Origin of the sequence: Ornithinimicrobium carbonis (genome assembly GCF_050703245.1) — a bacterium.
Lineage (GTDB): Bacteria > Actinomycetota > Actinomycetes > Actinomycetales > Dermatophilaceae > Ornithinicoccus.
In genome coordinates, this window is the sequence record NZ_CP192647.1 from 1517372 (window position 1) to 1540515 (window position 23144).

Genomic DNA, 23144 nt, shown 5'->3' on the forward strand with positions numbered 1-23144 from the left:
ACGGGTGGCGGGTGGTCGTGCTGGTCGTGCTGCTCGTCGGTCCGGCCTCACATCCCCTGGGCCAGCCGGTGGTAGGCCTGGTTCCAGCGCACCTCGCGGGCGAACCCCCGCGCGGTGGTCTCCTCGTCGATGACGAGCAGCTCGGTGCCGGCGATGTCGGCGAAGATCTCGAAGGCCTCGACCGGCAGCTGGGTGGACAGGACCGTGTGGTGGGCCGCGCCGGCGAGCATCCAGGACTCGGCCGAGGTGGCCAGGTCCGGACGGGGGCGCCAGACGGCGTGGGCGACCGGCAGGCGGGGCAGGTCCTGCACCGGCTCGACGACGTCGACGACGTTGGCCGTGAGCCGGAAGCGGTCGCGCAGGTCCGACATCGCCACGACCACGCCCTCGCCGGGGTCGGCGGAGAAGACCAGGCGCACCGGGTCCTCCCGGTCGCCGATGGACAGCGGGTGGATCTGCAGGCTGGGCCGCGCGGTGGTCAGGGAGGGGCAGATCTCGAGCATGTGCGCCCCGAGGATGAGCTCCTTCCCGGGCGTGAGGTCGTAGGTGTAGTCCTCCATCAGGGAGGCCCCGCCCGGCAGCCCCTCGCCCATGACCTTCGCGGCCCGCACGAGGATGGCGGTCTTCCAGTCGCCCTCGGCACCGAAGCCGTAGCCGGCGGCCATGAGCCGCTGGACCGCCAGGCCGGGCAGCTGCCGCAGCGCACCCAGGTCCTCGAAGGTGGTCGTGAAGGCGGAGGCGCCGACCGACTCCAGAAAGGCCAGCAGGGCCAGCTCCTGGGCCGCCCCGTGGCGCAGCGAGGCGTGCCGCCCGCCACCGCGCCGCAGCTCGGGGGCGACGTCGTAGAGGTCCTCGTACTCCGCCACCAGCGCGTCCACCTCGGTGTCGGCGACCTGGTCGACGGCCGCCGCCAGGTCGTTCACTCCCCAGGTGTTGACCGAGACCCCGAAACGGATCTCCGCCTCGGTCTTGTCGCCCTCGGTGACCGCGACGTTGCGCATGTTGTCCCCGAAGCGGACCAGCCGCAGGTCGCGGGTCGCGGCCCAGCCGGCGGCGGCCCGGACCCAGGTGCCCACCCGCCGCTGCACCGGCTCGTGCGAGAAGTGACCGGCGACGATGGTGCGCCGCACGCCCATCCGGCTCTGGATGTAGCCGAACTCCCGGTCGCCGTGCGCGGCCTGGTTGAGGTTCATGAAGTCCATGTCGATCGTCGACCACGGCAGCTCGACGTCGGCCTGGGTGTGCAGGTGGAGCAGCGGCACGTCCAGGGCGCCCAGCCCGGCGATCCACATCTTGGCCGGGGAGAAGGTGTGCATCCAGGCGACGACGCCGATGCACCGCGGGTCGGCGTTGGCCTCCAGGGCCAGCCGGTGGATGGCCTCCCGGTCCTTGAGCACCGGCTTCCACACCACCCGGGCCGGCACGTGCGTGGAGGCGTCCAGCTGGTCGGCGATGGCCCGGGACTGCTCCGCGACCTGGCGCAGGGTGTCCTCGCCGTAGAGGTCCTGGCTGCCGGTGCAGAACCAGATCTCCTGCTCGCCGAAGGGCTTGGTCATCGGGTGCTCTCCTGGGTCGGGGCGGCGGCCGGTTGGCCGTAGACGTGCTGGTAGCGCTCGTAGAGCCGGTCGACGTCGGCCCGGGGGATGGGCAGCGGCTCGCCCAGCTGGCGGGCGACGTGCACGGTGCGGGCCACCTCCTCGACCATGACGGCCGCCTTGACCGCGGCGCGCGCGTCGGGGCCGACGGTGAACGGTCCGTGGTTCTGCATGAGGACGGCCCGGCTGCGCGAGCGGCGCAGGGTCTCCACGATGCCGCGGCCGATGGAGTCGTCCCCGATGAGCGCGAACGGGCCCACCGGGACCGGCCCGCCGAACTCGTCGGCCATCATCGTCAGCACGCAGGGGATCTCCTCGCCGCGCGCGGCCCAGGCCACGGCATACGTGGAGTGGGTGTGCACGACCCCGCCCACCTCGGGCAGGTGCCGGTAGACGTAGGCGTGGGCGGCGGTGTCGGAGGAGGGGGCGCGGTCGCCGTCGACGAGGACGCCGTCCAGGTCGCAGACCACCATGGCCTCCGGGGAGAGCTCGTCGTAGCCGACGCCGCTGGGCTTGATGACGAACAGGTCGGCGCCCGGCACCCGCTGCGAGACGTTGCCGGCGGTCCACACGACGAGCTCCCACCGGGGCAGCTCGGCGTGCAGGCGGGCCACGACCTCGCGCACGCGGGCGACCTCGTCCCGGACCGCGGAGGAGTATGCCGCCAGCGTCACCGGGGCACCTCCGCGACGGCTCCGGCGGGGGCGTGCGCCTCCCGGCGCAGCGCCCGCAGCCGGCGCATGACGTCGTTGCCGCCGCGCCCGAAGTGGTCGTGGAGCAGGCGGTACTCGGCGAAGAGCCGGTCGTAGCGGGCGGCCCGCTCGGGGTCGGGGGTGTAGACGGCCCGGTCGACCTTGCCCATCGCGGCGGCCGCGGTCCGGACGTCGGGATGGACGCCGGCCGCGACGGCGGCGTGGATGGCCGACCCGAGCGCGGGTCCCTGGTCGGTGGCGATGGTCGACAGCGGCAGGCGGGTGACGTCGGCGTAGATCTGCATGAGCAGGGGGTTCTTCAGCAGGCCGCCGGCGACGATGAACTCGGTGACGGGCACGCCGGCGTCCTGGAAGGTCTCGACGATGACGCGCGTGCCGAAGGCGGTCGCCTCGAGCAGGGCGCGGTAGACGTCCTCCGCCCGCGTGGCCAGGGTCTGGCCGAGGACCAGGCCGGAGAGCTCGTGGTCGACCAGGACCGAGCGGTTGCCCGAGTGCCAGTCCAGCGCGACGAGACCGTGCTCGCCGACCTGCTGGGCGGCGGCCCTCTCGGTGAGCAGCTCGTGCGTCGAGATGCCGCGGGCGGCGGCCTCCTCGTGGTAGCTGCCGGGAACGCCGTGGTCGACGAACCAGCCGAAGATGTCGCCCACGCCGGACTGGCCGGCCTCGTAGCCCCACAGCCCCTCGACGATGCCACCGTCGACGACCCCGCACATGCCGGGGACCTCGGCCAGGGCGTCCCCGTTCATGACGTGGCAGGTGGAGGTGCCCATGATCGCGACCATCTGGCCGGGCTCGACGGCACCGGCCGCGGGCGCGGTGACGTGGGCGTCGACGTTGCCGACCGCGACCGCGATGCCCTCGGGAAGGCCGGTCCAGGAGGCGGCCTGCGCCGTGAGCCGGCCGGCCTGCTCTCCCAGCTGGCCGATGCGGTGCTCGAGCTTGTCGGAGACGAAGTCGGCGAAACCGGGGTCGAGGGCGGACAGGAAGTCGGGGGAGGGGTAGGCCCCGTCCTGTCGGATGCCCTTGTAGCCGGCCGTGCAGGCGTTGCGGACGTAGTCACCGCACAGCTGCCAGACGATCCAGTCGGCGGCCTCGACCCAGTGCTGCATCGTGGCGTAGACCTCGGGGTCCTCCTCGAGCAGCTGCAGGCCCTTGGCGAACTCCCACTCCGAGGAGATCAGCCCGCCGTAGCGGCTGATCCACGGCTCGCCGCGCTCGTGCGCCAGGGTGTTGATCCGGTCGGCGTGCGGCTGGGCGGCGTGGTGCTTCCAGAGCTTGACGTAGGCGTGCGGACGGTCGGCCAGCCCGGGCAGCTCGTTCAGCGGCGTGCCGTCCTCGGTCGTGGGCACCATGGTGCACGCGGTGAAGTCCGTCGCGATCCCCACCACCTGGTCGGCCTGCACCCCGTGCTCCTCGCGCGCCTGGCGCAGGGCGGCGGGCACGGCGACCGTGAGCACCTCGACGTAGTCCGCGGGCACCTGCAGGGCCCAGTCGGGGGGAAGGGGTGCGCCGGCGGAGGGGCCCGCGGTCAGCGCCTCCTCCATCACGGCGTGCGGGTAGGGGTGCACGGCCGATCCCAGGATCTGGCCGTCGGCGGCCCGCACGACGACCGCGCGGCCCGACAGGGTGCCGTAGTCGACCCCCACCACGAGGGCGTCCGGACCCGTCGGCCGGGGTGCTTCGGCGATGTTCATCGAGCTCCTTCCTCGCCGTCGAGGTGGTCGCGCCCGCAGCACCCGGTCCGGGTGGTTGTGAGCGCTAACGCTGAGCGGTACGTTAGCGCTCACAACCCGGTTCCTGTCAAGGGGCCGACAGATCACGATCCGGTCACGGGGCTCCGGTCCTGGGCGTGGAAGGATGGCGTCATGGGTGCGCACAAGGGGCGTCCGACGATGTACGACGTCGCCCGCGAGTCGGGCGTGTCCCACCAGACCGTCTCCCGGGTGGTCAACGCGGCGCCCAACGTGGCCGAGGCGACCGAGCGCCGGGTGCGCGAGGCGATGACCCGGCTCGGCTACCGGCCCAGCGCCTCCGCCCGCAGCCTCGCCGCCCGCCGGACCCGGGCCGTGGGGGTGGTCACCTTCGTCGGGCCCTACTTCGGTCCCATGTCGACCATCCAGGCGGTCGAGGCCGCCGCCCGCGCGCGCCGCTACACGCCATACTCCGTCTCCCTCGCCGGGCTCGAGCCCCGGCAGTCGCGCGCCGTCCTGGACGACCTCCTGCAGCGCGAGGTGGAGGGGCTGGTGGTGGTCGCACCGACGGACGAGCAGGCCGAGCTGGTCGACTCCGTGCTGCCGGACGACCTGCCCGTCCTGGCGCTGGAGGCGCGCCTCCCCGGACGGCCGCTCGTCGCCAGCGACAACGAGACCGGTGGAGCCCTGGCCGGGGAGCACCTGGCCTCGCTGGGGCACACGCGGATCGGGCACGTGGCCGGTCCCGCCGACTGGTCGGAGGCGCGGCTGCGCACGGTGGGCTGGGAGAGGGTGCTCGCCGACCACGGCCTGGACGGCGGCGTGCGCGTCGACGGGGACTGGTCGGCCCGGTCGGGCTTCGAGGCCTGGCCCCGGATGCAGGCGGCGGGGGTGACGGCGGTCTACGCGGCCAACGACCAGATGGCCCTGGGGCTGCTGTCCGCCCTCTGCGGGGCGGGTCTGCGCGTCCCCGCCGACGTCAGCGTCGTCGGCTACGACAACACTCCCGAGAGCGGGTGGTACTTCCCGCCCCTGACCACGGTCGAGCAGGAGTTCCGGCGGGCGGGCGAGGTGGGCATCGAGCAGCTGCTCAAGCTCGTCGAGGGACTGCCGGTCGAGCCCGAGGTGCTCGTCTCACCCGCGCTCGTGGTGCGCAGCAGCACCGGCCCCGTGCCGGACGCCGCCGGCTGACCTCCCGCTGGCGGCGCCCGCCGCCGGTGACGGTGGGCACCCGCACCGGACCCTGAGGGCCGGCTACAGCTCGATCGGCTGCCCGTGCGGGGTGCGCGCGGCGGCCTCGTGCCAGGCCCGCGTGGCGCGGCCCACCTCGGCGGCGGTGGCGATCCCGCGGGTGTGCAGCAGCTCCTCGAGCGCGTCCTCCCAGCGTTCGTAGTAGTCGGCGCCGTCGGCGGCGCCGCGGGCGACGTGGCGCGCCAGGACGTCTGCCCACTCGGGCCAGGTGAAGATCCCGCGCTCGTGCAGGGCCACGGTCATCGCGAACACCTGCGCCTGCCAGGGCGCGGCGAAGACCTGCTCGTCGCCACGGGGCGGCAGGGGCAGGCTCTCGCCGCACGCGGCCGAGATCGAGGCCAGCGTCCGGGCCGCGGTGCTCATGCCGGCACCTCCAGGTAGGGCTCCCACGCGTCGACCGAGACGGTCACCGTCGGGTCGGCCTCCTCCCCCCAGAGCTCGCGGGCGGGGAAGTCGACGGTGTAGAGCCACTCGGGCGCCTCTTCCGCCGGCCGGCCGAGCGGTGCCGCGTGCCGGTCCGGGAAGACGTGCGCACCGTGGACCGCCACGACGGTGCCGACGTGGCCGCGGGCGTACCGGGGCAGGCGGGTGTGCCCACGGGGGTGGATGTTCCTGGCCCGCACCTGCTGTCCCGCTGCGAAGGCGGGCGGCCGGGAGGTCGGACGCTCGTAGCTGCCGGGAGTGGAGAACCCCTTCCGCAGCTGCTCCGCGGACCGCGCCTCCAGGTCGTCGCGCTCGAGCAGCCCCAGCGCGGCGACGGCCCGCTCCAGCCCCAGGGTCCAGATCCGGTAGTAGCTGCTGGTGAGGTAGACGGCCGGCGGCAGCGACTCCCGCACGTGGCGCATCTGGTCGATGTTCCACCGGCCCAGGGCACCCGTGGCCAGCGTGAGCGCGAGCGCCCGGCGCTCCCAGTCGGCGTGGAAGGTCGGCTCGTCCGCCTCGGGGCGCACCGGTCCGAAGCCGTGCATCCCGCCGAGGTCGTGCACGCCGTCCACGTCAGGCCCCCTCGGACGCGGACGGAGCGGCGGCGGACGCCAGCCCGGTGCCGATCATGCTGTCCCGGGTGACGAGGGCTGCGAGCTGGTCCTCGGTCAGGTGCTCGGTGCCCTCCGGCCGACGGGGGAGGACGAGGTAGCGCACCTCGGAGGTGGAGTCCCACACCTTGATCCGGGTGCCCGCGGGGAGGGTGACCCCGAAGTCGGCCAGCACGCCGCGCGGGTCGACGACGGCCTTGGCCCGGTAGGCAGGAGACTTGTACCAGACCGGTGGCAGACCCAGGACCGGCCACGGGTAGCACGAGCACAGCGTGCAGACCACCATGTTGTGCAGCTCAGGGGTGTTCTCCACGGCGACCATGTGCTCGCCCTGACGACCGACGTGGCCCAGCGAGGCGATCGCCGCGTCGGCGTCCTCCAGGAGCCAGCGGCGGTAGTCGGGGTCGACCCACGCCCGGGCGACGACCTGTGCGCCGTTGTGCGGCCCGACCTCGTGCTCGTAGCGCTCGACGACCGCGTCCAGCGCCTCCCGGTCGACCAGCCCGCGCTCGGTCAGCAGGGTCTCCAGCGCCCGGACGCGGGCGTCCATCTCCGAGAGCTCGCTGGACCCGGGGGAGTCGTGGTCGTGCTGGTGGTCCTGACCGTGCGCGTGCGACATGTCGAAACTCTAGTGGGGCCCCGCGCCCTCCCGGGGTGGCCGAAGCGCCACCTTCCGCCCGGGCGCGGCGCAGGGGCACCCTGGGTCTGGAGGCTCCGCAGGTCGGGGCGCGCTCGGGGCGCCCCGACCCGGCGGAGCCGGGTCACCGCAGAGGACCCAGCGGCATCCCCGTCCGCACCGACTCGCGCCACAGCACGGCCAGCTCGGTGCGGGACGTCGCCCCGGTCCGGGCGAAGAGTGACTCCAGGTGCTTGCGCACGGTGCGCGGCGACAGCCCGAGCCTCCGGGCGGCCTGCTCGTTCGTCAGACCCAGGGCCACGAGCGCGACGACCTGGGTCTGTCGCGGGGTCAGCGGCGTCGCCGGGTCCGCCTCGGCCATCCCCCGCAGCGCCTCGAGGTTGTCGCGGACCCGCGCGCTGGCCGCGAGCGCGGCCGCCAGCCGCTCGACCGGGGCCACCTCCTCGTCGGTGAAGTCGCGCCGGACCCGCCACAACGAGAGCAGGGTCAGCTCCTCCGGCGACCGGTCGAGCACGAAGGCGGCCTGGTAGCGGTCGCCCGTGGGAGCCAGCAGCACCTGGTACACCTCGCTGCGCTGGAACTGCACCAGGTCGACCACGTCGGTCAGCCTCGTCCGCGGGGCCGGATCGGTGATCAGGTGGGTGGCGTAGGGGTGCGTGGGCAGCAGCCGTTCCCACTCGGCCATCCCGGGCTGCTCCAGCGGGCCGCGCCCGTGCTGGAGGAGCTGGGTGCCGGTCCCGTTGAGCTGGATGCAGGACCACGACACCATGTCGGTGCCGACACCGTCGGCCAGCAGCCGCAGCACCTCGGGCATCACCTCGTGCCCCTCGGCCACGGCGTGGCACAGGTCGGCGCCGCGGCGCGCCATCCTGGCGACGTCCATGGAGGGAGTATGCGGCCGCGTCGGCCGCGCCGCGAGAGCAACCGACGCCTGCGGGTCGTGACAGTCCGGGGCGCTGCTGCCATGATCGGTCGAGGTGGGTGGACGATGACCGAGGACGAGTCCCTGGAGGCGGCCCGCGCGGCGTGCGGGCAGCACCGCTGGGCCGCGGCGCGCGAGGAGTTCCGGGCGGCCGGGGAGCTGGGCACCGAGGACCTGGGTCTGCTGGTGGACACACCTGCTGGTGGTTGGGCGAGGTGGACGAGTATGCCGCCGCCAGCGCGGAGCTGCACCGGCGCCTCCTTGCGGAGGAGCGACCCGTCGAGGCTGCGCTGGTGGCCTTCGAGCTGGGTTACACCGAGGTCGTGCGGGGCCGGGCGGAGGTGGGGATCGGGTGGATGGCCCGTGCCCGGCGACTCTTCGCGGAGGTGCCGGAGGCACCCGAGCGCGGCCTTCTGCTGGCGGCCGACGCCCAGGGGGCCCTGTCCTCCGGTGACCTGCGGGCCGCCGGACGGCTGGCTCGGGAGGCGCTCGCGCTGGGCGAGGAGCACGGACTGGCGACGGTGGTGGCGCTCAGCCGCTTCCTGTGCGGGTGCGTGGCCGTCCACGAGGGCCGGACCGAGCAGGGGCTGCGCGACGTCGACGAGGCCATGCTGCCGGTGCAGGCCGGGGAGGTCGCTCCCGAGTGGGTGGGGCTCCTCTACTGCGACACGATGTCGCTCTGCTTCGAGCTGCGCGACCTCCCGCGTGCGCAGCGCTGGACGACCCTGACCGAGCGGTGGTGCGAGGGTCACACACCGGCGGTGCTCTTCACCGGTATCTGCCGGGTCCACCGCGCCCAGCTGCGGATGGTGCACGGTGAGTGGGACCGCGCCGAGGAGGAGGCCCGGCAGGCGGCCACCGACCTGGAGCCGCTGGACGTCGGGGTGGCGGGGGAGGCGCACTACTGCCTCGGTGAGCTGCACCGGCTCCGGGGCGACCTGGCCGCAGCGGACGCGGCATACCGGCGCGCGCACGAGCTGGGCCGCGACCCGCTGCCCGGGCTGGCGCTGCTGTGCCTGCACCGGGGTCGCCGCCAGGTCGCTGCGTCCGTCCTCGACGCGGCGCTCGCGGCACAGACCCGACCCCTGCTCCGCGCGCCGCTCCTCGCCGCCCGGGTCGAGGTGTGCCTGGCGGGGGACGACCTGCGCGGCGCGACGGCGCACCTCGACGAGCTCTCCCGGACCGCCGACGCCCACGCCAGCCCGGGGTGGCAGGCCGAGGCGCTGCGCTGGCGGGGGGCGCTGCTGCTCGTCCGGGACCGCCCCGCCGAGGCCGTGCGGGCCCTGAGGGAGTCGCAGGTCCGCTGGCGGCGGATGGATGCTCCCTACCAGGTGTGCCGGATCGGCCTGGACCTCGCCGTGGCCTACGAGGCGCTCGGCGACCGGGACACGGCCCGGCGCGAGCGGGACGGCGCGGCCGCCGTGCTGGAGCGGCTGGGCGTCACCGACGGTCTGGACGGCAGTGCGCCTGACCGGGCCGGGCTGACGCCGCGGGAGCTGGAGGTGGTCGCGGCGGTCGCCGACGGGAGCAGCAACCGGCAGGTGGCCGGAGCGCTGCACATCAGCGAACGCACCGTCGCGCGGCACCTGGCCAACATCTACGTCAAGACCGGGGTCGCCTCGCGCACCGGGGCGGTGACCTGGGCCCGGGACCACGGCCTGCTGTGACGGCCGGTCGGCGTCGACCGCCACCTGCACACCGTCTGCACAGTTCTGCCGATGTGCCCCGCTCCGTCCGTCCCTAGCGTCGGGAGGGTCCGCAGGACTCCACGGAAGGAACGGACCCATGACCCTCGAGACCACCTACCCGGACACGACCACCCACCGCGAGACCACCCACGACGCGCACACCACCACGGCCGGTCCAGACCCCCAGCGGGTCCAGCAGTTCGCCGCCGGGCTGCTCGGCGCGCTGGCCGCGGGGTCGACGGCGCTGATGGTCAGCGTCGGGCACCGGACGGGCCTGTTCGACGTGATGGCAGGCCTGCCCCCGGCGACGAGCCCTCAGCTGGCGGCGGCGGCCGGACTGCACGAGCGCTACGTCCGCGAGTGGCTGCACGCGATGACCACGGCGCGGGTCGTGGAGCACGACCCGTCCGCGGACACCTACCGTCTCCCCGCCGAGCACGCCGCGGTCCTGACGCGCTCAGCGGGACCCGACAACCTGGCCGCGGTGATGCAGTTCCTGCCGCTGATGGCCGAGGTCGAGAGCGAGGTGGTCGAGTGCTTCGCCGGGGGCGGCGGAGTTCCCTACGCGCGGTACGGCCGGTTCCACGAGGTGATGGCCGAGCTGAGCGCCGACACCAACGACGCGGCGCTCCTGCCGCGGATCGTGCCGCTCGTGCCCGGCCTGCCGGAACGGCTTGCGGAGGGGATCCGGGTGGCCGACGTCGGGTGCGGCCGGGGCCACGCCGTCAACCTACTGGCGCGGGCGTTCCCAGAGAGCGAGCTCGTCGGCTACGACTTCTCGCAGGATGCCGTGGAGTTCGCCCGCCGCGAGGCCGAGGAGTGGGGCCTGGCCAACGCCCGGTTCGAGGTGAGGGACGTCACCGGCCTGGACGGGACGGGGACGTTCGGGCTGATCACGGCCTTCGACGCGATCCACGACCAGGCCCACCCGGCCACGGTGCTGGAGCAGGTCGAGGCCCACCTGGACCCCGACGGGACCTTCCTCATGGTCGACATGCACGCCTCCAGCGACGTCGACGCCAACCTCGAGCTGCCCTGGGCGCCGTACCTCTACGCGGTGTCCACCATGCACTGCATGACCGTCTCGCTCTCGCTCGGCGGCGACGGCCTCGGGACCGCCTGGGGCACCGAGCTGGCGCTGCAGATGCTGGCCGACGCCGGGTTCGGGGACGTGCGGGTGGAGCGGCTGCCGGAGGACTTCATCAACAGCTACTACGTCGCTCGGCGGTGAGGGCCGGTCGCCGGGGCCCGTGGGTCGTCCCGGCGCCGGGCGAGCGTGAGGCGCAGGCTCAGGACCGCGTAGTAGAGGGGATAGACGCCGGATAGTGCGACCAGCCACCCGTCCGGCGCGGGGTACCGGGCCAGGATCACCGCATACAGGGCCAGCCACAGCGTGGTGAGCGTCATGGTGGGCCACCATGCGGTCTCCGTCCGGGACGGGTAGACGTACCGGACCGGGACGAAGACCATCACCGCCAGGGCCAGCAGGACGGTCGTGGTGACCGCGGTGCCGGCGTCGAGCACGACGAGGTAGAAGGCGGCGACGTTCCAGTAGCTGGGGAAGCCCAGGAAGAAGTGGTCCTCGGTCTTGGCGTCGGTGCGGCAGAACTGGTAGCAGGAGGCGAGCAGCGGCACCGAGGCCACGACACCTCCGAGCCAGCCGCCCGGCAGGTAGCCCGCGCTCCACAGCAGCACCATCGGCGCGAAGGCGTAGGTGAGGTAGTCGACGATGTTGTCCAGCAGCGCCCCGTCGAGACCGGGGAGCACCTCCTTGACGCGGAGGTGGCGCGCCAGGAAGCCGTCGGTGCCGTCGACGACCATCGCGACGAGGAAGAGCCAGAGCACCGCGGCGACCTCCCCGGCATACGCGAGGTGCACCATGAGCAGCGCCAGCACCGAGCCGAGGGCGGTGTAGGCGTGGACCGCGGCCGCGGCCACCCGCTGCGACGTGCTCGGACGGGGCGGGGACATGGGCGCGAGCCTAGATGAGTAAGTCCAAGGGGGTGGGGTCAGTGGTCGTAGGCGGTCAGGGAGCGGCGGACGTGCTGGCCGAGGTCGTCGTTGTGCCAGATGGCGGCGGTCATGGCCAGGAGGCGTTGGGTGATCCGTGCGCAGACGCCGGCGATGCTGCGGCCTCCGTGGCGTTCCAGGTCGAGCTGGCCCTTGAGGGTGTCGTTGACCGACTCGATGATCTGGCGCAGAGGTTTGAAGAACCGCTGCCCGGGCCGGGGTTCCTCGCCCTTGCGGGCCGGGCGCAGCAGCTCGATCCCGGAGGTTTCCAGGTCGGCCTCAAAGCTCTTGCCGTAGTAGTTTTTGTCCGCGATCAGTACCTGCCTGCCCCCGGCCAGCACCGCCGCCGGCACGGGCAGGCCGGGCAGGATGTCGGCCAGCGCGTGCCGTTCGTCGGTCTTGGCGCCGGTCAGCGCCCACCCCACGGGCAGCCCGTGCACCGTCGTGACCAGGTGCAGTCGCAGTCCCCAGAAGAAGCGGGAGTGGGAGGCGCAGTAGCCGTACTCGGCCCACCCGGCCAGCTCGGAGCGGTGCACCGTCTCTCGGGAGCGGGCGCACTCCACCGGGGTGGAGTCGACCAGCCAGACCTCGTCACCGACGACGCTGGTGGCGGCGGCCAGGGCGCTGACCAGCCAGGACATCGTCGGCGCCAGCTTGCGCAGCCGCTTGTTGTACCCGGACTGGCCCGGCAGGTGCGGGAACATCCCGAGCAGGTGCCTGCGCGCGTGCCGCAACCACCGCGCCTCGCTGGTGAAGCCCAACAGGGCTTGCATCACCGCCAGCGACAGCATCTCCGCGTCGCTGGTGCGGGGAGCGATCCCGACGACCGGGCGGGCCGGTACGCGCTCGGGATGAGCCAGCAGCAGGTCGTCGACGGTCACGTACAGTGCAGTGGCGAGGGTGTCCAGGTCGGTGTCCACGAGAGCCTCCAGAGCTCGATGTTGGGTTAGCAACACCGACACTGCGGCACCCTCGCTCCAGATCACACCCGCCACCAGCAACAGCCCTTGGACTTACTCATCTAGTGCGCGGGTACGGTGGCGCGGTGGCCCGTCAGATCCAGCTCCTTCGTGCCAGCCTGCGTCCACGGCCTGCCGTTCCGGGTCAGGGCCTGCTCGACCCGTCGGTGACGACGATGCGGGTCCGTCCGGCCGACCTCGACATCTACCTGCACGTCAACAACGGCACCTACCTGCAGATGATGGACGTGGCGCGCACCCACTACATCGCCGACCTCGGCGGGTTCCCCCTGCTGCGGGAGAAGGGGTGGTACCCCGTCGTGGCCGCCCAGACCGTCAGCTACCGCCGGTCGCTCACCCTGGGGCAGCGCTTCGAGATCACCACTCGGGTGGTCGGGTGGGACGAGCGGGTGATCTACCTGGAGCAGGTCTTCACCCGCGACGGGCAGCACGTCGCCAGGGGCCTGGTCGCCGGACGCTTCCTGACCCGGGGGAGCGGGCAGCGGGTGCCGGCCCCCCAGGTGGTCGCGCTGCTCGGGCAGGCGGTCGAGCGGCCCGACCTGCCCGCCGACGTCGCGGGGTGGGCGCGGTCGGTCGACGTGGCCCACCGGGCCTGAGCAGCGGATCGGACCACCAGGTCGGCCGTCGCGGCCACCGTCCCGGCGACCGCTCCCTCAGCCCTGGCGGTCCCTGTTGGCCGCGATCGCGATCCGCAGCCGGCCCGAGAAGCCGGTCCCCTCGACGTCGAGGAACCAGCCGGGCCGCGTCCGGATCTCCTCCAGCCGCTGGACGGGTGCCTTCGCGCCCAGGTGCGCCGCCGCAGCGGCGACCTTCCGCAGACGCGCCGCGTCGTTGTCGCCCTGCTCGCTGAGGTACTGCTCGCCGGTGTGCAGGAACAGCTCGGCGTGGGTCCCCGGGAAGACCTGGACGTAGTACTGCTTGCGGAAGATGACGTTGTCGGAGAAGCCGATGCCGTGGACGTCGCGCTCCCCGACGTAGACGTCGAGGCGGAACACCATGCCGCGCGCCTGCGTGCTCGGCTTGATGCGCCCGTCGATCCAGCCCTCCCAGATGAGCCGGTCCGGTCCGGCCCACCCGGTGGTGCGGTCGCCGGGCTCGGACAGCGGCCGGCGCAGCTGCCCGGCCAGGTCGGGCAGCGGGTCGGACAGGTCCGCCCTGCTGAACGGCCCGTAGCAGTTCTCCGCCTCGGCGCTCTGGTGGAACAGCTCGAAGTCGACGTAGCGGGGCTTGATGCTCACCCCGAGGTAGAACTCGCTGCTGCCGAACCAGTCCCCTCCCCGGGTGATCCGACCCTCCTCCATCCACAGCGACACCTTGTGGGTGCCGTGCAGGAAGCGCATGGCGATCTCGTAGGTCTCCCGCGAGTTGACGACCGAGTCGTAGCCGCCGTGGCTCTTGTGCACGAAGGTGCGCGGGGCGCCGGGCAGCTGGGCCGCGGAGTGCTTGACGAGCCCGTCGCTGCGGTTGGTCGCCAGCGTCCCCTCGTCGATGAGGGAGGACAGGCGGTTCAGGACGCTGGCCGGTCCCACGGAGTAGCTGCGGTAGTTCGTCCCCACCACCGTGAGGATGCGCTCGAAGGGGAAGACGTCCTCCAGCTCCAGGAAGCGGGTGCTGTCCGGGGAGAAGGACGCCAGCTCGTCCGAGCCGGCCCGGGCCCCCGGCAGCGTGTCCACGAGCCAGCGCGGCATCCGCTGGAAGGCGATCCCCCGGTGCGGGGTGCCCAGGGTCACGACCCGGTGGACCAGGCGTGGGGCCGACCCCTTCTCCCTGCGGTCCAGGGCCAGCAGCGCCTCGCGCATTACCAGCCCGCCCATGCTGTGGCACACCAGGTCCACGCCGTCGAAGGTCCCGGGCTCCTTGGCCTCCACCGCCTTGCGGATCAGCCCGACGAGCCGGGCCAGCCCCTCACCGTAGCGCTGCAGGGACCGGGGGGCCAGGTCGTAGAAGCGGTAGACCCACAGGGTCCCCCTGGCCGCGTCGCGCAGGACGCGGGCCGCCACCTGGTGGTCGATGACCACGGTGCCCTCGGTGTCGTCCGGGTCCCAGCCGTCGAGGTCGCCACCGGGGGAGGAGACCGGCGAGGAGTAGTAGCCCACCACGTTGGTGGCGTCGGTGTAGGGGTAGTCGGTGGACTTCATCGCCCGCAGCAGGAAGCCCTCGTAGATGTAGTTGTCCCCGTGCCGGCCCGGGTACACCGTGCCCTCGTTGAACCCCTGGTAGGGGTTGGCCTGCTCCGCGCCCACGTCCAGCCCGCCGAACCCGCGGACGAGGATGAGCGGCCGCGTGCGTACCTCGGACATGGGGACCTCCTCTGCCGGCCCCTCGAGCCCCGGGCAGGTCCGTGCTCGCGGGCACCGCTGCGTGGTCGCTCCACCGTAGCGCCGCCAGGGCCCGCGTGTCTGCGCCCGGGACCGGTGCGTGCTGCCCCGCGCCCGCGCCGGGACCTCCGCAGGGGCGGCCGCTAGCCTCGGGAGTGTGAGGACGGACCATCCCGATCCGCGCGGGTACCCCTGGCCGGAGCCCGCACGGTCGGGCGTGCTGGGTCCGTCCGGGTTCCGCGTGGACGACACGGGGCCCGGGCCACGGCCGGACGACAGGTCCGGGCGGACGCCGGTCCTCGCCGTGGGGTCCAACGCCGCGCCGAGCGTGCTCCGCGCCAAGCTGGCCGAGCTGCTCGGCACCGGTGTGCCGATCGCGCTCGCGACGGTCGAGGGGTTGCACGTCGGGCACTCGGCGCACGTCAGCGCGCGGGGGTATGTCGCGGCCGCCCCGGTCCGCGGGGCCCCGGTCGGTGCGGCCGGGCCCAGGACGTTCACGGTGTGCTGGTTCGACGACGCCCAGCTGGCCAGGGTGGACGCCTCCGAGCCGAACTACCGGCGGGTCACCCTGCCCGAGGACGTCTCCTGCCGCCCGGTCGTCGGCTCCGGGGGCACCGGTGTCTGCGACGGGTCGGTCGGGTCGAGCGGGTCGGTGGGAGCCCAGGTCTACGCCTCGGTGCACGGGGTGCTCGGTGAGGACGGGAGGCCGCTGGGACTGCGCCGCCAGGAGGACGTGCTGGCCTGGCTCGCGGACCGGCTCGGCCCCGGCCTGCGGAGCGAGCTCGACCACGCACGGCTGGTCGACCCTGCTGTGCGCGAGCGGGTCCGGGACGCGGTCGTCGCCGCCGGCCTCGTCGTCCGGGCGGGGTGGTGAGGCGGGTGGTGGCGGCGCGAGAGGCGGAGCCGCATGGTCCCTGGGAACCGGCGACGGCCGGGCCGGGTCCGACCAGCATGCGACGACGCAGCGACGTCCCCGGTCGGTGGTGGGTGCTGGCCCTGACGGCGGGCCTGGTCCTGGTGGCCTGCGGGACCCGGGCGGCCCCCGAGGGCTCACCGTTGGACAGCGACGAGGTGCGGGTGACCGTGGACCCCGCCGACGCGACCGCGCTGGCCGACGTGGTGGCGGCGGCCGACGTGGTCGGCCTGGAGCTCCTCGCCGGTGCCGGTGGGCGGACGACGGTCACCTCCCCGGCCAGCCTCCAGGTGGCGCTCTCGATGGCGGCCGAAGGAGCGGAGGGGCCGACGCTCGCCGAGCTGGAGGAGGTGCTCGGAGCCGCCGGTCAGGAACGCACCGACGCGATCAACGCCCTGACCGCCATCCTCGCCGACCTGGACGGCGACCCGTCGGTGGTCCAGGCGGAGGAGCTGCCCGAGACCCCGGTCGTGCACCGGGCCGACCGGCTCGTGCTCGACGACCAGCTGGGCGTGCGGCAGTCCTTCGTCGACACGCTGGCCCGCTCCTACGACGCCCCGGCCGTGACCACCGACCTCGGCGGCGACGAGGGCAAGGCCGTCCTGGACGCCTGGGTCGAGGAGCACACCGGCGGCCTGGTGCCCGAGTCGGCGATCGTGCCGCAGCCCGACCTTCGTCTGGTCCTGCAGGACGCGATCCTGCTGGCCGCCCGCTGGCAGCAGCCGTTCCCCGCAGCGCTGACGGCGCCGCACACCTTCACCCTGTCCTCCGGCGAGGAGGTCGAGGTGGAGATGATGGACCCGGGTCGCGAACGAGCGACGGCGTATGCCGAGGTGCAGGGCTGGCAGGCCGTGCGTCTGCCCTACACCGGCGACCGGCTGGCGGCCGAGGTCGTGCTGCCGCCCGCGGGCACCGCACCCACCGATCTGACGCCGGAGCTGCTCGCCGAGGTCCTGGACACGCTCGACACGGGGGAGCAGCGGCTCGTGGTCCTGCGGATGCCGGTGGCCGACGTGGAGTCCGAGCTCGACCTGACCCCCTGGCTGCGCGAGCGCGCACCCTCCTCGCTCGAAGGGGGTTTCGGCGGGATGAGCGAGCAGGACCTGTTTCTCAGCCAGGCCGTGCAGCAGGCGGTGCTGGCGGTCGACGAGGAGGGCACGGTCGCGGCCGCGGTGACCGAGATCGGGTTCGCGGAGTCGGGGCCGGCCGAACCACCGGTGGAGCTGACCGTGGACCGGCCCTACCTCGTACGGATCGCCGACGGGGCGACGGGTGGGTGGCCGTTGTTCCTGGCCCACGTGGCGGACCCGCGGGGGGAGTGACGCCCGGCCGCTCAGTCCTCCCGGTCCAGCACGTGCCCGCGCGCTTCGGCATACCGCTCGCGCACCGCCGCGCCCCCGGAGGCGGGCTGGACCGTGGTCAGCCCGGGCATGGGCCAGGTGGGGGGACCGGCGTCCCCGGTCACCACCCAGGCCGCTTGCCGGGCCGCGCCGTTGGCCACGTACTCGTCCGGGGTCGGCACGAGGACCGGCGCCGCGAGCACGTCGGCGAGGGCCTGTCGCAGCGACAGCGATCGGGCGGCCCCGCCCACGAGGAGGAACCGTCGGGCCTCGACCCCCTGGGCGGCGATGGCGTCCACCGCGTCCGCGAGCAGGCAGGCGATCGACTCCACGGCCGCGCGCGCCAGGTGCGCCGGCGTGGCGGTCCCAAGGGTCAGGCCGTGCAGCGATCCGGTGGCGTGCGGCAGGTTGGGCGTCCGCTCGCCCTCGAGGTAGGGGACGAGCACCAGGCCGTCCGCCCCCCGGGGTGCCTGTGTGGCCAACCTGTCCAGGCCGGGCAGGTCGGTCCCGATCATCCGGGCCGTGGCATCGAGCACGCGGGCACCGTTGAGGGTCGCGGCCAGGGGCAGGAACCGGCCGGTGGCGTCGGCGAAGCCGCTGACCAGCCCGTGCTCGTCGCTGGTCGGGTCGTCGGTGACCGCGGAGACGACCCCCGAGGTGCCGACCGACAGGACCACGTCCCCGGGCGAGGCTCCCAGCCCCAGGGCGGCCGCGGCGTTGTCGCCCGCTCCCGGGCCCAGGGATGTGCCGTCCGCCGGGCCCGATCCCTCGCCCGCCGCCTCGGCCGGACCCAGGACGCGGGGGAGGAGCACCTCGTGGCCGAGCACCGCGCGCACCACCTCGGGCAGGTAGTTGCCTGCGGCCGGGCTCCAGTAGCCGGTGCCCGACGCGTCGGACCGGTCGGTCACCAGGTCCTCCAGGCGTCCCGTCCCGCGCAGCCGCCAGGTGAGCCAGTCGTGCGGCAGCGCGACCGCGGCGGTCCGGGCGGCGTGGTCGGGCTCGTGCTCGGCGAGCCAGGCCAGCTTGGTCACCGTGTAGGAGGCGACCGGGACCGACCCGGTGGCTCGGGCCCACCATCGTCCGCCCCGCTCCTGGACGAGCCGCTCGGCCTGCGGGGCCGACCGGGTGTCGTTCCACAGCAGGGCGGGCCGGACCACCCGGCCGTCCTCGTCGAGGGCGACCATCCCGTGCTGCTGGCCCGCCACCGACACGGCGGCCACGTCGTCCAGCCCGCCGGCCTCGCGGAGCGCCGTGGTGAGCGCCTCCTCCCAGGCGGCCGGGTCCACCTCGGTGCCCTCGGGGTGCCCGGCGCGGCCCGAGCGGACCAGCTCCCCGCTGCCGGCGTCGCGGACGACGACCTTGCAGGACTGGGTGGAGGAGTCGATGCCGGCGACGAGGGCCATGGTCAGGCGGCGCCGAGCAGGTGGCGCAGGGCCAGCTGGTTGAGGTGGACGTGGCCGTAACCGCGGGGGGCGAGCCGGTCGGACTCCTCGGCGATCTCCAGGCCGAGGTCGCCGTCCGTCTCCAGCAGGGCGGCCGGGGACTCACCGTCGGCGAGCGTCGGGACCGCCAGCTCCTCGATCCCGGAGGCGCGCATGGCCTCCTGCACCTCGGGATCGGCACGGAAGGCGCGGGCCCGCTCCGCCAGGAGGGTGTAGGTCTCCATGTTGGCCGCGGCCGAGGTCCACACCCCCTCCAGGTCCTCGGTCCGGGACGGCTTGTAGTCGAAGTGACGTGGACCCTCGTAGCGCGGGCCGCCGCTGGGGAAGCCGTTCTCCAGCAGGTCGACGGTGAAGAAGGCCGACATCAGGTCGCCGTGGCCGAAGACCAGGTCCTGGTCGAACTTCGGCCCGTGCTGGCCGTTGAGGTCGATGTGGAAGAGCTTGCCCTGCCACAGCGCCTGCGCGATCCCGGCGGTGAAGTTGAGCCCGGCCATCTGCTCGTGCCCGACCTCGGGGTTGAGGCCGACGATGTCGCCGTGCTCCAGGGCGGCGATGAACCCCAGCGCGTGCCCGACCGTCGGCAGCAGGATGTCGCCGCGCGGCTCGTTGGGCTTGGGCTCCAGGGCGATCCGCATGCCGTAGCCGCGTTCCTTGATGAAGCCGGCCACGCTGTCCAGGCCCTCGGCGTAGCGGTCGAGCGCGGCCCTGTGGTCCTTGGCGCCGTCGTACTCGGCGCCCTCGCGTCCGCCCCACATCACGAAGGTGGAGGCACCCAGCTCGGCCCCCAGCTCGACCTGGCGCAGCACCTTGCGCAGCGCGAGCCGGCGCACGTCCCGGTCGTTGCTCGTGAGGGCACCGTCCTTGAAGACCGGGTGGGTGAAGGTGTTGGTCGTCACCATCGGCACCGTGAGCCCGGTCTCCTCCAGGGCGGAACGGAAGCGCTGGATCGTGCGGTCCCGTTCCGCAGCGTCCGCGCCGGGCGCGACGAGGTCGTCGTCGTGGAAGGTCACGCCGGAGGCACCCAGCTCGGCTAGGCGGTGCACCGACTCGACCGGGTCGATCGGAGCCCGGGTGGCGTCGCCGAAGGGGTCCTGCGCCGCCCAGCCGACGGTCCAGAGGCCGAAGGTGAACGGGATCGGGGAGCGGGACGTGGTCACGGGGATCCTCCTTGATTGGTTGTGCGTCAAAACTATCTGGGCACCGACCGACGTGCAACCCCGGGAAGACCGCAACGAAATCGTTATCGACAACGATTGACACGCGGCGCAACTAACTGGCAGATTCGGACCACGGATCACTCAACGCCGAGGAGCAACACCATGAAGACCACCCGTGCACTGAGCCTGATGGCCTCGGGCAGCCTCGTCCTGGCCCTGGCCGCCTGCGGCGGCGACGACGGAGGCGGCACCGACGCCGCCGAGGAGGGCGGCTCGACCGCAGAGGGCGGTGGCGCCGCCGGCGAGGACGTCACCATCAGCTGGTGGCACAACTCCAACACCGGGGAGGGCCTGGAGTACTACGAGCAGGTCGCTGCCGACTTCGAGGAGGCCAACCCGGGGGTGACCATCGAGATGGAGGCGATGCAGCACGAGGACATGCTGACCCAGCTCGACGCCGCCTTCCAGGCCGGAGACACCCCGGACGTCTACATGGAACGGGGTGGCGGAGAACTGGCCGACCACGTCGAGGCGGGGTTGACCAAGGACCTCACCGAGGCCGCGGCCGAGGAGATCGAGCTCCTGGGCGGGACCGTCCAGGGCTGGACGGTCGACGACAAGGTGTACGCGCTGCCGTTCTCGGTCGGCGTCGTGGGGTTCTGGTACAACACCGAGATGTTCGAGCAGGCCGGCGTCACGGAGGCTCCGGCCACGTGGGAGGACATGTACGCCGCCATCGACCAGCTCAAGGCTGCGGGCATGGAGCCCCTCTCGGTCGGGGCCGGCGACAAGTGGCCGGCGGCCCACTACTGGTACCAGTTCTCCCTGCGGCACTGCGCCGAGGACGTCCTGACCGAGGCGGTCCAGTCCCTCGACTTCTCCGACGAGTGCTTCATCCGGGCCGGTGAGGAGGTCGAGCAGCTGGTCGCCGCCGAGCCGTTCAACCGCGGCTTCCTGTCGACGTCGGCGCAGTCCGGTCCCACCAGCGCCTCGGGGCTGCTGGCGACCGAGCAGGTGGCCATGGAGATGCAGGGCCACTGGGAGCCCGGTGTCATGGCCGGTCTGACGGAGGACGGCGAGGGCCTGGGCGAGAAGCTCGGGTGGTTCCCGTTCCCGGAGGTCGAGGGTGGCGAGGGCGACCCGGAGGCACAGCTCGGTGGTGGCGACGCCTGGGGCGTGGCCGCCGACGCGCCGGAGCAGGCCGTGGACTTCGTCAGGCACCTGCTCTCCGACGAGATCCAGCAGGGCTTCGCCGAGCGCGACATGGGCCTGCCGACCAACCCGAACGTCACCGACGCCGTCTCCGACCCGGCCCTGGCCCAGCTGCTCGAGGTGCGCGACAGCGCCCCCTACGTCCAGCTCTACTTCGACACCGCCTTCGGCCAGTCCGTGGGTGGCGCGATGAACGACGCGATCGCGCTGATGTTCGCCGGACAGGCCAGCCCGCAGGACATCGTCGACGACACCCAGGCCGCGGCAGACGCCGAGGGCTGAGCGCCGCTACCACCATGACCGTCCTCCCCGTCGCCTCCAGGGGCACCACGGACCCGCCCGCCGGCCGCGCCGCGCGGCCGGCGGGGGCCCGCGGCCGCGACTGGCGGATGGCCGCCGAGATCGTCGCCTTCACGGCGCCGGCCCTGCTGCTGTTCCTCCTCTTCGTCGTGTGGCCGATCCTGCGCGCGGTCCAGTTCTCGGCCTACGACTGGAACGGCTTCGGCCCGCTCGCCGACTTCGTCGGGCTGCGGAACTACGTCCGCGTCCTGGCCGACGAGGTCTTCGTCGCCGCCGTGGGCCACAACCTGCTCATCGTCGTCGCCTCGATCGCGGTCCAGCTGCCCCTTGGGCTGGCCATCGCCCTGCTGCTCAACCGCCGCATGCGGGGCCAGGGACTGCTGCGCACGATCATCTTCGTCCCCTACGTCCTCTCCGAGGTCATCGCCGGCGTCGTCTGGTTCCAGCTGCTGCAGCCGGGTCGGGGTGTCGTGGAGGGTCTGCTGGGGACGGTCGGGCTCGAGGGCCCCTTCCAGGGTTTCCTCGGCACCCCCGAGCTGGCGATGCCGACGCTGATCGTCGTGCTCACCTGGAAGTACGTCGGCCTGGCGGTCCTGCTCTTCCTCGCCGGGCTGCAGGGCGTGCCCGAGGAGCTGACGGAGGCCGCCCAGATCGACGGCGCCTCCTGGTGGCAGACCCAGTGGCGGGTCACGATCCCGCTGCTGGGACCCACCATCCGGATGTGGATGTTCCTGTCCATGATCGGCTCGCTCCAGCTCTTCGACATGGTCTGGATCCTCACCGGGGGCGGCCCGGCCAACGCCACCACCACGATGGCCACGTTCCTCGTCAACGAAGGCACCAAGCGGCAGAACTACGGCATCGCCGCGGCCGCCTCGGTGGTGCTGTTCGTCATCGCCCTGGTCATGGCCGTGTTCTACCAGCGCTTCGTCCTGCGGCGCGACACCGACGACGCCGACGTCACCAGGGGAGTCCGATGACCACCACGACCACGACCCCCCGGCCCGCGGGCACCGCGACGACCCCACCGTCCGGACCCGGCCGACCCGGACGACGCCCGCGGCAGGAGAGCGGCCGCAGCGAGGGCGGGGTGATGGTCTACCTGGTGTCCCTCGTCGTCGTCGCGCTCACCCTGGGTCCGGTCCTGTATGCGGTGCTCGGCGGCTTCCGCACCAACGCCCAGCTGGCCTCCGACCCTGCCGGGCTGCCGGACCCGTGGGTCGGTGACAACTACCGCCGGGTGGTGACGGACAGCGACTTCTGGACCTACGCGGTGAACTCGACGGCGGTGGCCGTCATCACGACGGTGGTCACCGTCGTCTTCGGCCTCATGGCGGCCTACCCTCTGGCCCGCTACCAGTTCCGCTGGCGCGAGCCGTTGTTCATGGTCTTCGTCGTGGGGCTGCTCTTCCCGGCCACGGTGGCGATCATCCCGCTGTTCATCCTGGTCACCCGCGACCTGGGCATCGGGAACACCTGGTGGGGGGTGGCCCTGCCCCAGGCCGCCTTCGCGCTGCCGATGACGATCGTCATCCTGCGCCCCTTCCTCATGGCGATCCCGCGCGAGATGGAGGAGGCCGCCCTCATCGACGGCGCCAACCGCCTGCAGTTCTTCTGGCGGATCCTGCTCCCGCTGTCGGCGCCCGGCGCGATCACGGTCGGCGTGCTGGCCTTCGTCGGCTCGTGGAACGCCTACCTGCTGCCGCTGCTGCTGCTGCGCGGGGACATGAAGACCCTGCCCCTGGGCGTGGCCGACTTCTCCTCGCAGTACAGCTCGGACACCGCCGGGGTGTTCGCCTTCACGACCCTGGCGATGATCCCCGCGCTCATCTTCTTCCTCGCCATGCAGAAGCGGATCGTCAGCGGCCTGCAGGGCGCGGTCAAGGGCTGACCCGCCCGCCGACGACCCGTCCCCCTCCCGCCCCCTCGCCGCAGAGAGGC

Annotated in this window: 21 protein-coding genes; 9 read left to right on the forward strand and 12 right to left on the reverse strand. The window is 73.2% G+C overall.

What is annotated here, in order from left to right:
- Positions 1-47: 47 nt before the first annotated feature.
- The 3 genes from araA to araB are packed head-to-tail and all read right to left on the reverse strand — an operon-like array spanning position 48 to position 4002.
- On the reverse strand, positions 48-1556 hold the full coding sequence (gene araA / locus ACQ95T_RS07630; RefSeq protein ID WP_425940746.1) for an L-arabinose isomerase: 1509 nt from the start codon (positions 1554-1556) through the stop codon (positions 48-50).
- The gene (locus ACQ95T_RS07635; protein WP_425940748.1) at positions 1553-2269 is read right to left on the reverse strand and encodes an L-ribulose-5-phosphate 4-epimerase; all 717 of its coding nucleotides are present in this window, start codon (positions 2267-2269) and stop codon (positions 1553-1555) included. The genes araA and ACQ95T_RS07635 overlap by 4 nt, the downstream gene beginning before the upstream one ends.
- A complete protein-coding gene (gene araB / locus ACQ95T_RS07640) occupies positions 2266-4002 on the reverse strand; it encodes a ribulokinase (RefSeq protein ID WP_425940750.1) in 1737 nt (578 codons plus the stop codon). The genes ACQ95T_RS07635 and araB overlap by 4 nt, the downstream gene beginning before the upstream one ends.
- A 171-nt stretch (positions 4003-4173) precedes the next feature.
- Here araB and ACQ95T_RS07645 point away from each other — a divergent pair, with 171 nt between their 5' ends.
- Positions 4174-5190: a LacI family DNA-binding transcriptional regulator gene (locus ACQ95T_RS07645; RefSeq protein WP_425940752.1), complete on the forward strand. Its 1017-nt coding sequence runs from the start codon at positions 4174-4176 to the stop codon at positions 5188-5190.
- Between the two features lie 63 nt (positions 5191-5253).
- On the opposite strand, the gene ACQ95T_RS07650 is transcribed toward ACQ95T_RS07645, so the two are convergent.
- The 4 genes from ACQ95T_RS07650 to ACQ95T_RS07665 all read right to left on the reverse strand — a co-directional run bounded on the left by ACQ95T_RS07650 (position 5254) and on the right by ACQ95T_RS07665 (position 7804).
- Positions 5254-5613 (reverse strand): nitrile hydratase accessory protein, encoded by a 360-nt coding sequence (locus ACQ95T_RS07650; protein ID WP_425940754.1) that lies wholly within the window; start codon positions 5611-5613, stop codon positions 5254-5256.
- On the reverse strand, positions 5610-6245 hold the full coding sequence (nthB, locus tag ACQ95T_RS07655; protein ID WP_425940756.1) for a nitrile hydratase subunit beta: 636 nt from the start codon (positions 6243-6245) through the stop codon (positions 5610-5612). The genes ACQ95T_RS07650 and nthB overlap by 4 nt, the downstream gene beginning before the upstream one ends.
- A gap of 1 nt (position 6246) precedes the next feature.
- On the reverse strand, positions 6247-6903 hold the full coding sequence (gene nthA, locus ACQ95T_RS07660) for a nitrile hydratase subunit alpha (protein WP_425940757.1): 657 nt from the start codon (positions 6901-6903) through the stop codon (positions 6247-6249).
- A 142-nt stretch (positions 6904-7045) separates the two neighbouring features.
- Positions 7046-7804 (reverse strand): response regulator transcription factor, encoded by a 759-nt coding sequence (locus ACQ95T_RS07665; RefSeq protein WP_425940758.1) that lies wholly within the window; start codon positions 7802-7804, stop codon positions 7046-7048.
- A 254-nt stretch (positions 7805-8058) separates the two neighbouring features.
- Between ACQ95T_RS07665 and ACQ95T_RS07670 the strand changes: the two genes are divergently transcribed.
- Together ACQ95T_RS07670 and ACQ95T_RS07675 are read left to right on the forward strand one after the other, a co-directional pair.
- Entirely contained in the window at positions 8059-9510 is a 1452-nt protein-coding gene (locus ACQ95T_RS07670) for a LuxR C-terminal-related transcriptional regulator (RefSeq protein WP_431473803.1), read from the forward strand.
- 118 nt (positions 9511-9628) lie between these two features.
- Entirely contained in the window at positions 9629-10762 is a 1134-nt protein-coding gene (locus tag ACQ95T_RS07675; RefSeq protein WP_425940762.1) for a class I SAM-dependent methyltransferase, read from the forward strand.
- On the opposite strand, the gene ACQ95T_RS07680 is transcribed toward ACQ95T_RS07675, so the two are convergent.
- Positions 10744-11502 carry a CDP-alcohol phosphatidyltransferase family protein gene (locus ACQ95T_RS07680; protein ID WP_425940764.1) on the reverse strand — a complete coding sequence of 253 codons (759 nt, stop codon included), beginning with the start codon at positions 11500-11502 and terminating at the stop codon, positions 10744-10746. The two genes, ACQ95T_RS07675 and ACQ95T_RS07680, sit on opposite strands and share 19 nt — an antisense overlap.
- Positions 11503-11540: 38 nt before the next feature.
- Positions 11541-12461, reverse strand: coding sequence for an IS982 family transposase (locus ACQ95T_RS07685; RefSeq protein WP_425940766.1), 921 nt, complete (start codon positions 12459-12461; stop codon positions 11541-11543).
- A 125-nt stretch (positions 12462-12586) separates the two neighbouring features.
- Here ACQ95T_RS07685 and ACQ95T_RS07690 point away from each other — a divergent pair, with 125 nt between their 5' ends.
- Positions 12587-13117: an acyl-CoA thioesterase gene (locus ACQ95T_RS07690; RefSeq protein WP_425940768.1), complete on the forward strand. Its 531-nt coding sequence runs from the start codon at positions 12587-12589 to the stop codon at positions 13115-13117.
- A gap of 57 nt (positions 13118-13174) precedes the next feature.
- Here the strand turns inward: ACQ95T_RS07690 and ACQ95T_RS07695 are convergent, their stop codons facing one another.
- Positions 13175-14821 (reverse strand): esterase/lipase family protein, encoded by a 1647-nt coding sequence (locus ACQ95T_RS07695; protein WP_425940770.1) that lies wholly within the window; start codon positions 14819-14821, stop codon positions 13175-13177.
- 175 nt (positions 14822-14996) lie between these two features.
- On the opposite strand from ACQ95T_RS07695, the gene ACQ95T_RS07700 reads away from it, so the two are divergent.
- Both ACQ95T_RS07700 and ACQ95T_RS07705 read left to right on the forward strand, forming a co-directional pair.
- Positions 14997-15713 (forward strand): hypothetical protein, encoded by a 717-nt coding sequence (locus tag ACQ95T_RS07700; protein WP_425940771.1) that lies wholly within the window; start codon positions 14997-14999, stop codon positions 15711-15713.
- A gap of 77 nt (positions 15714-15790) precedes the next feature.
- Complete coding sequence (locus ACQ95T_RS07705; protein ID WP_431473717.1) at positions 15791-17074, forward strand: serpin family protein; 1284 nt, start codon at positions 15791-15793, stop codon at positions 17072-17074.
- Between the two features lie 11 nt (positions 17075-17085).
- Here ACQ95T_RS07705 and xylB read toward each other — a convergent pair whose 3' ends face one another.
- Together xylB and xylA are read right to left on the reverse strand one after the other, a co-directional pair.
- Positions 17086-18495 carry a xylulokinase gene (gene xylB, locus ACQ95T_RS07710; RefSeq protein ID WP_425940775.1) on the reverse strand — a complete coding sequence of 470 codons (1410 nt, stop codon included), beginning with the start codon at positions 18493-18495 and terminating at the stop codon, positions 17086-17088.
- Positions 18496-18497: 2 nt separating this feature from the next.
- Positions 18498-19691 carry a xylose isomerase gene (gene xylA / locus ACQ95T_RS07715; RefSeq protein WP_425940777.1) on the reverse strand — a complete coding sequence of 398 codons (1194 nt, stop codon included), beginning with the start codon at positions 19689-19691 and terminating at the stop codon, positions 18498-18500.
- A 162-nt stretch (positions 19692-19853) separates the two neighbouring features.
- Here xylA and ACQ95T_RS07720 point away from each other — a divergent pair, with 162 nt between their 5' ends.
- The 3 genes from ACQ95T_RS07720 to ACQ95T_RS07730 are packed head-to-tail and all read left to right on the forward strand — an operon-like array spanning position 19854 to position 23094.
- The gene (locus ACQ95T_RS07720; protein ID WP_425940779.1) at positions 19854-21185 is read left to right on the forward strand and encodes an ABC transporter substrate-binding protein; all 1332 of its coding nucleotides are present in this window, start codon (positions 19854-19856) and stop codon (positions 21183-21185) included.
- A 14-nt stretch (positions 21186-21199) separates the two neighbouring features.
- Positions 21200-22183: a carbohydrate ABC transporter permease gene (locus ACQ95T_RS07725; RefSeq protein ID WP_425940781.1), complete on the forward strand. Its 984-nt coding sequence runs from the start codon at positions 21200-21202 to the stop codon at positions 22181-22183.
- Positions 22180-23094, forward strand: a complete 915-nt coding sequence (locus ACQ95T_RS07730) for a carbohydrate ABC transporter permease (protein WP_425940783.1) — start codon at positions 22180-22182, stop codon at positions 23092-23094. Before ACQ95T_RS07725 ends, ACQ95T_RS07730 begins: the two co-directional genes overlap by 4 nt.
- The last annotated feature ends 50 nt before the right edge of the window (positions 23095-23144 follow it).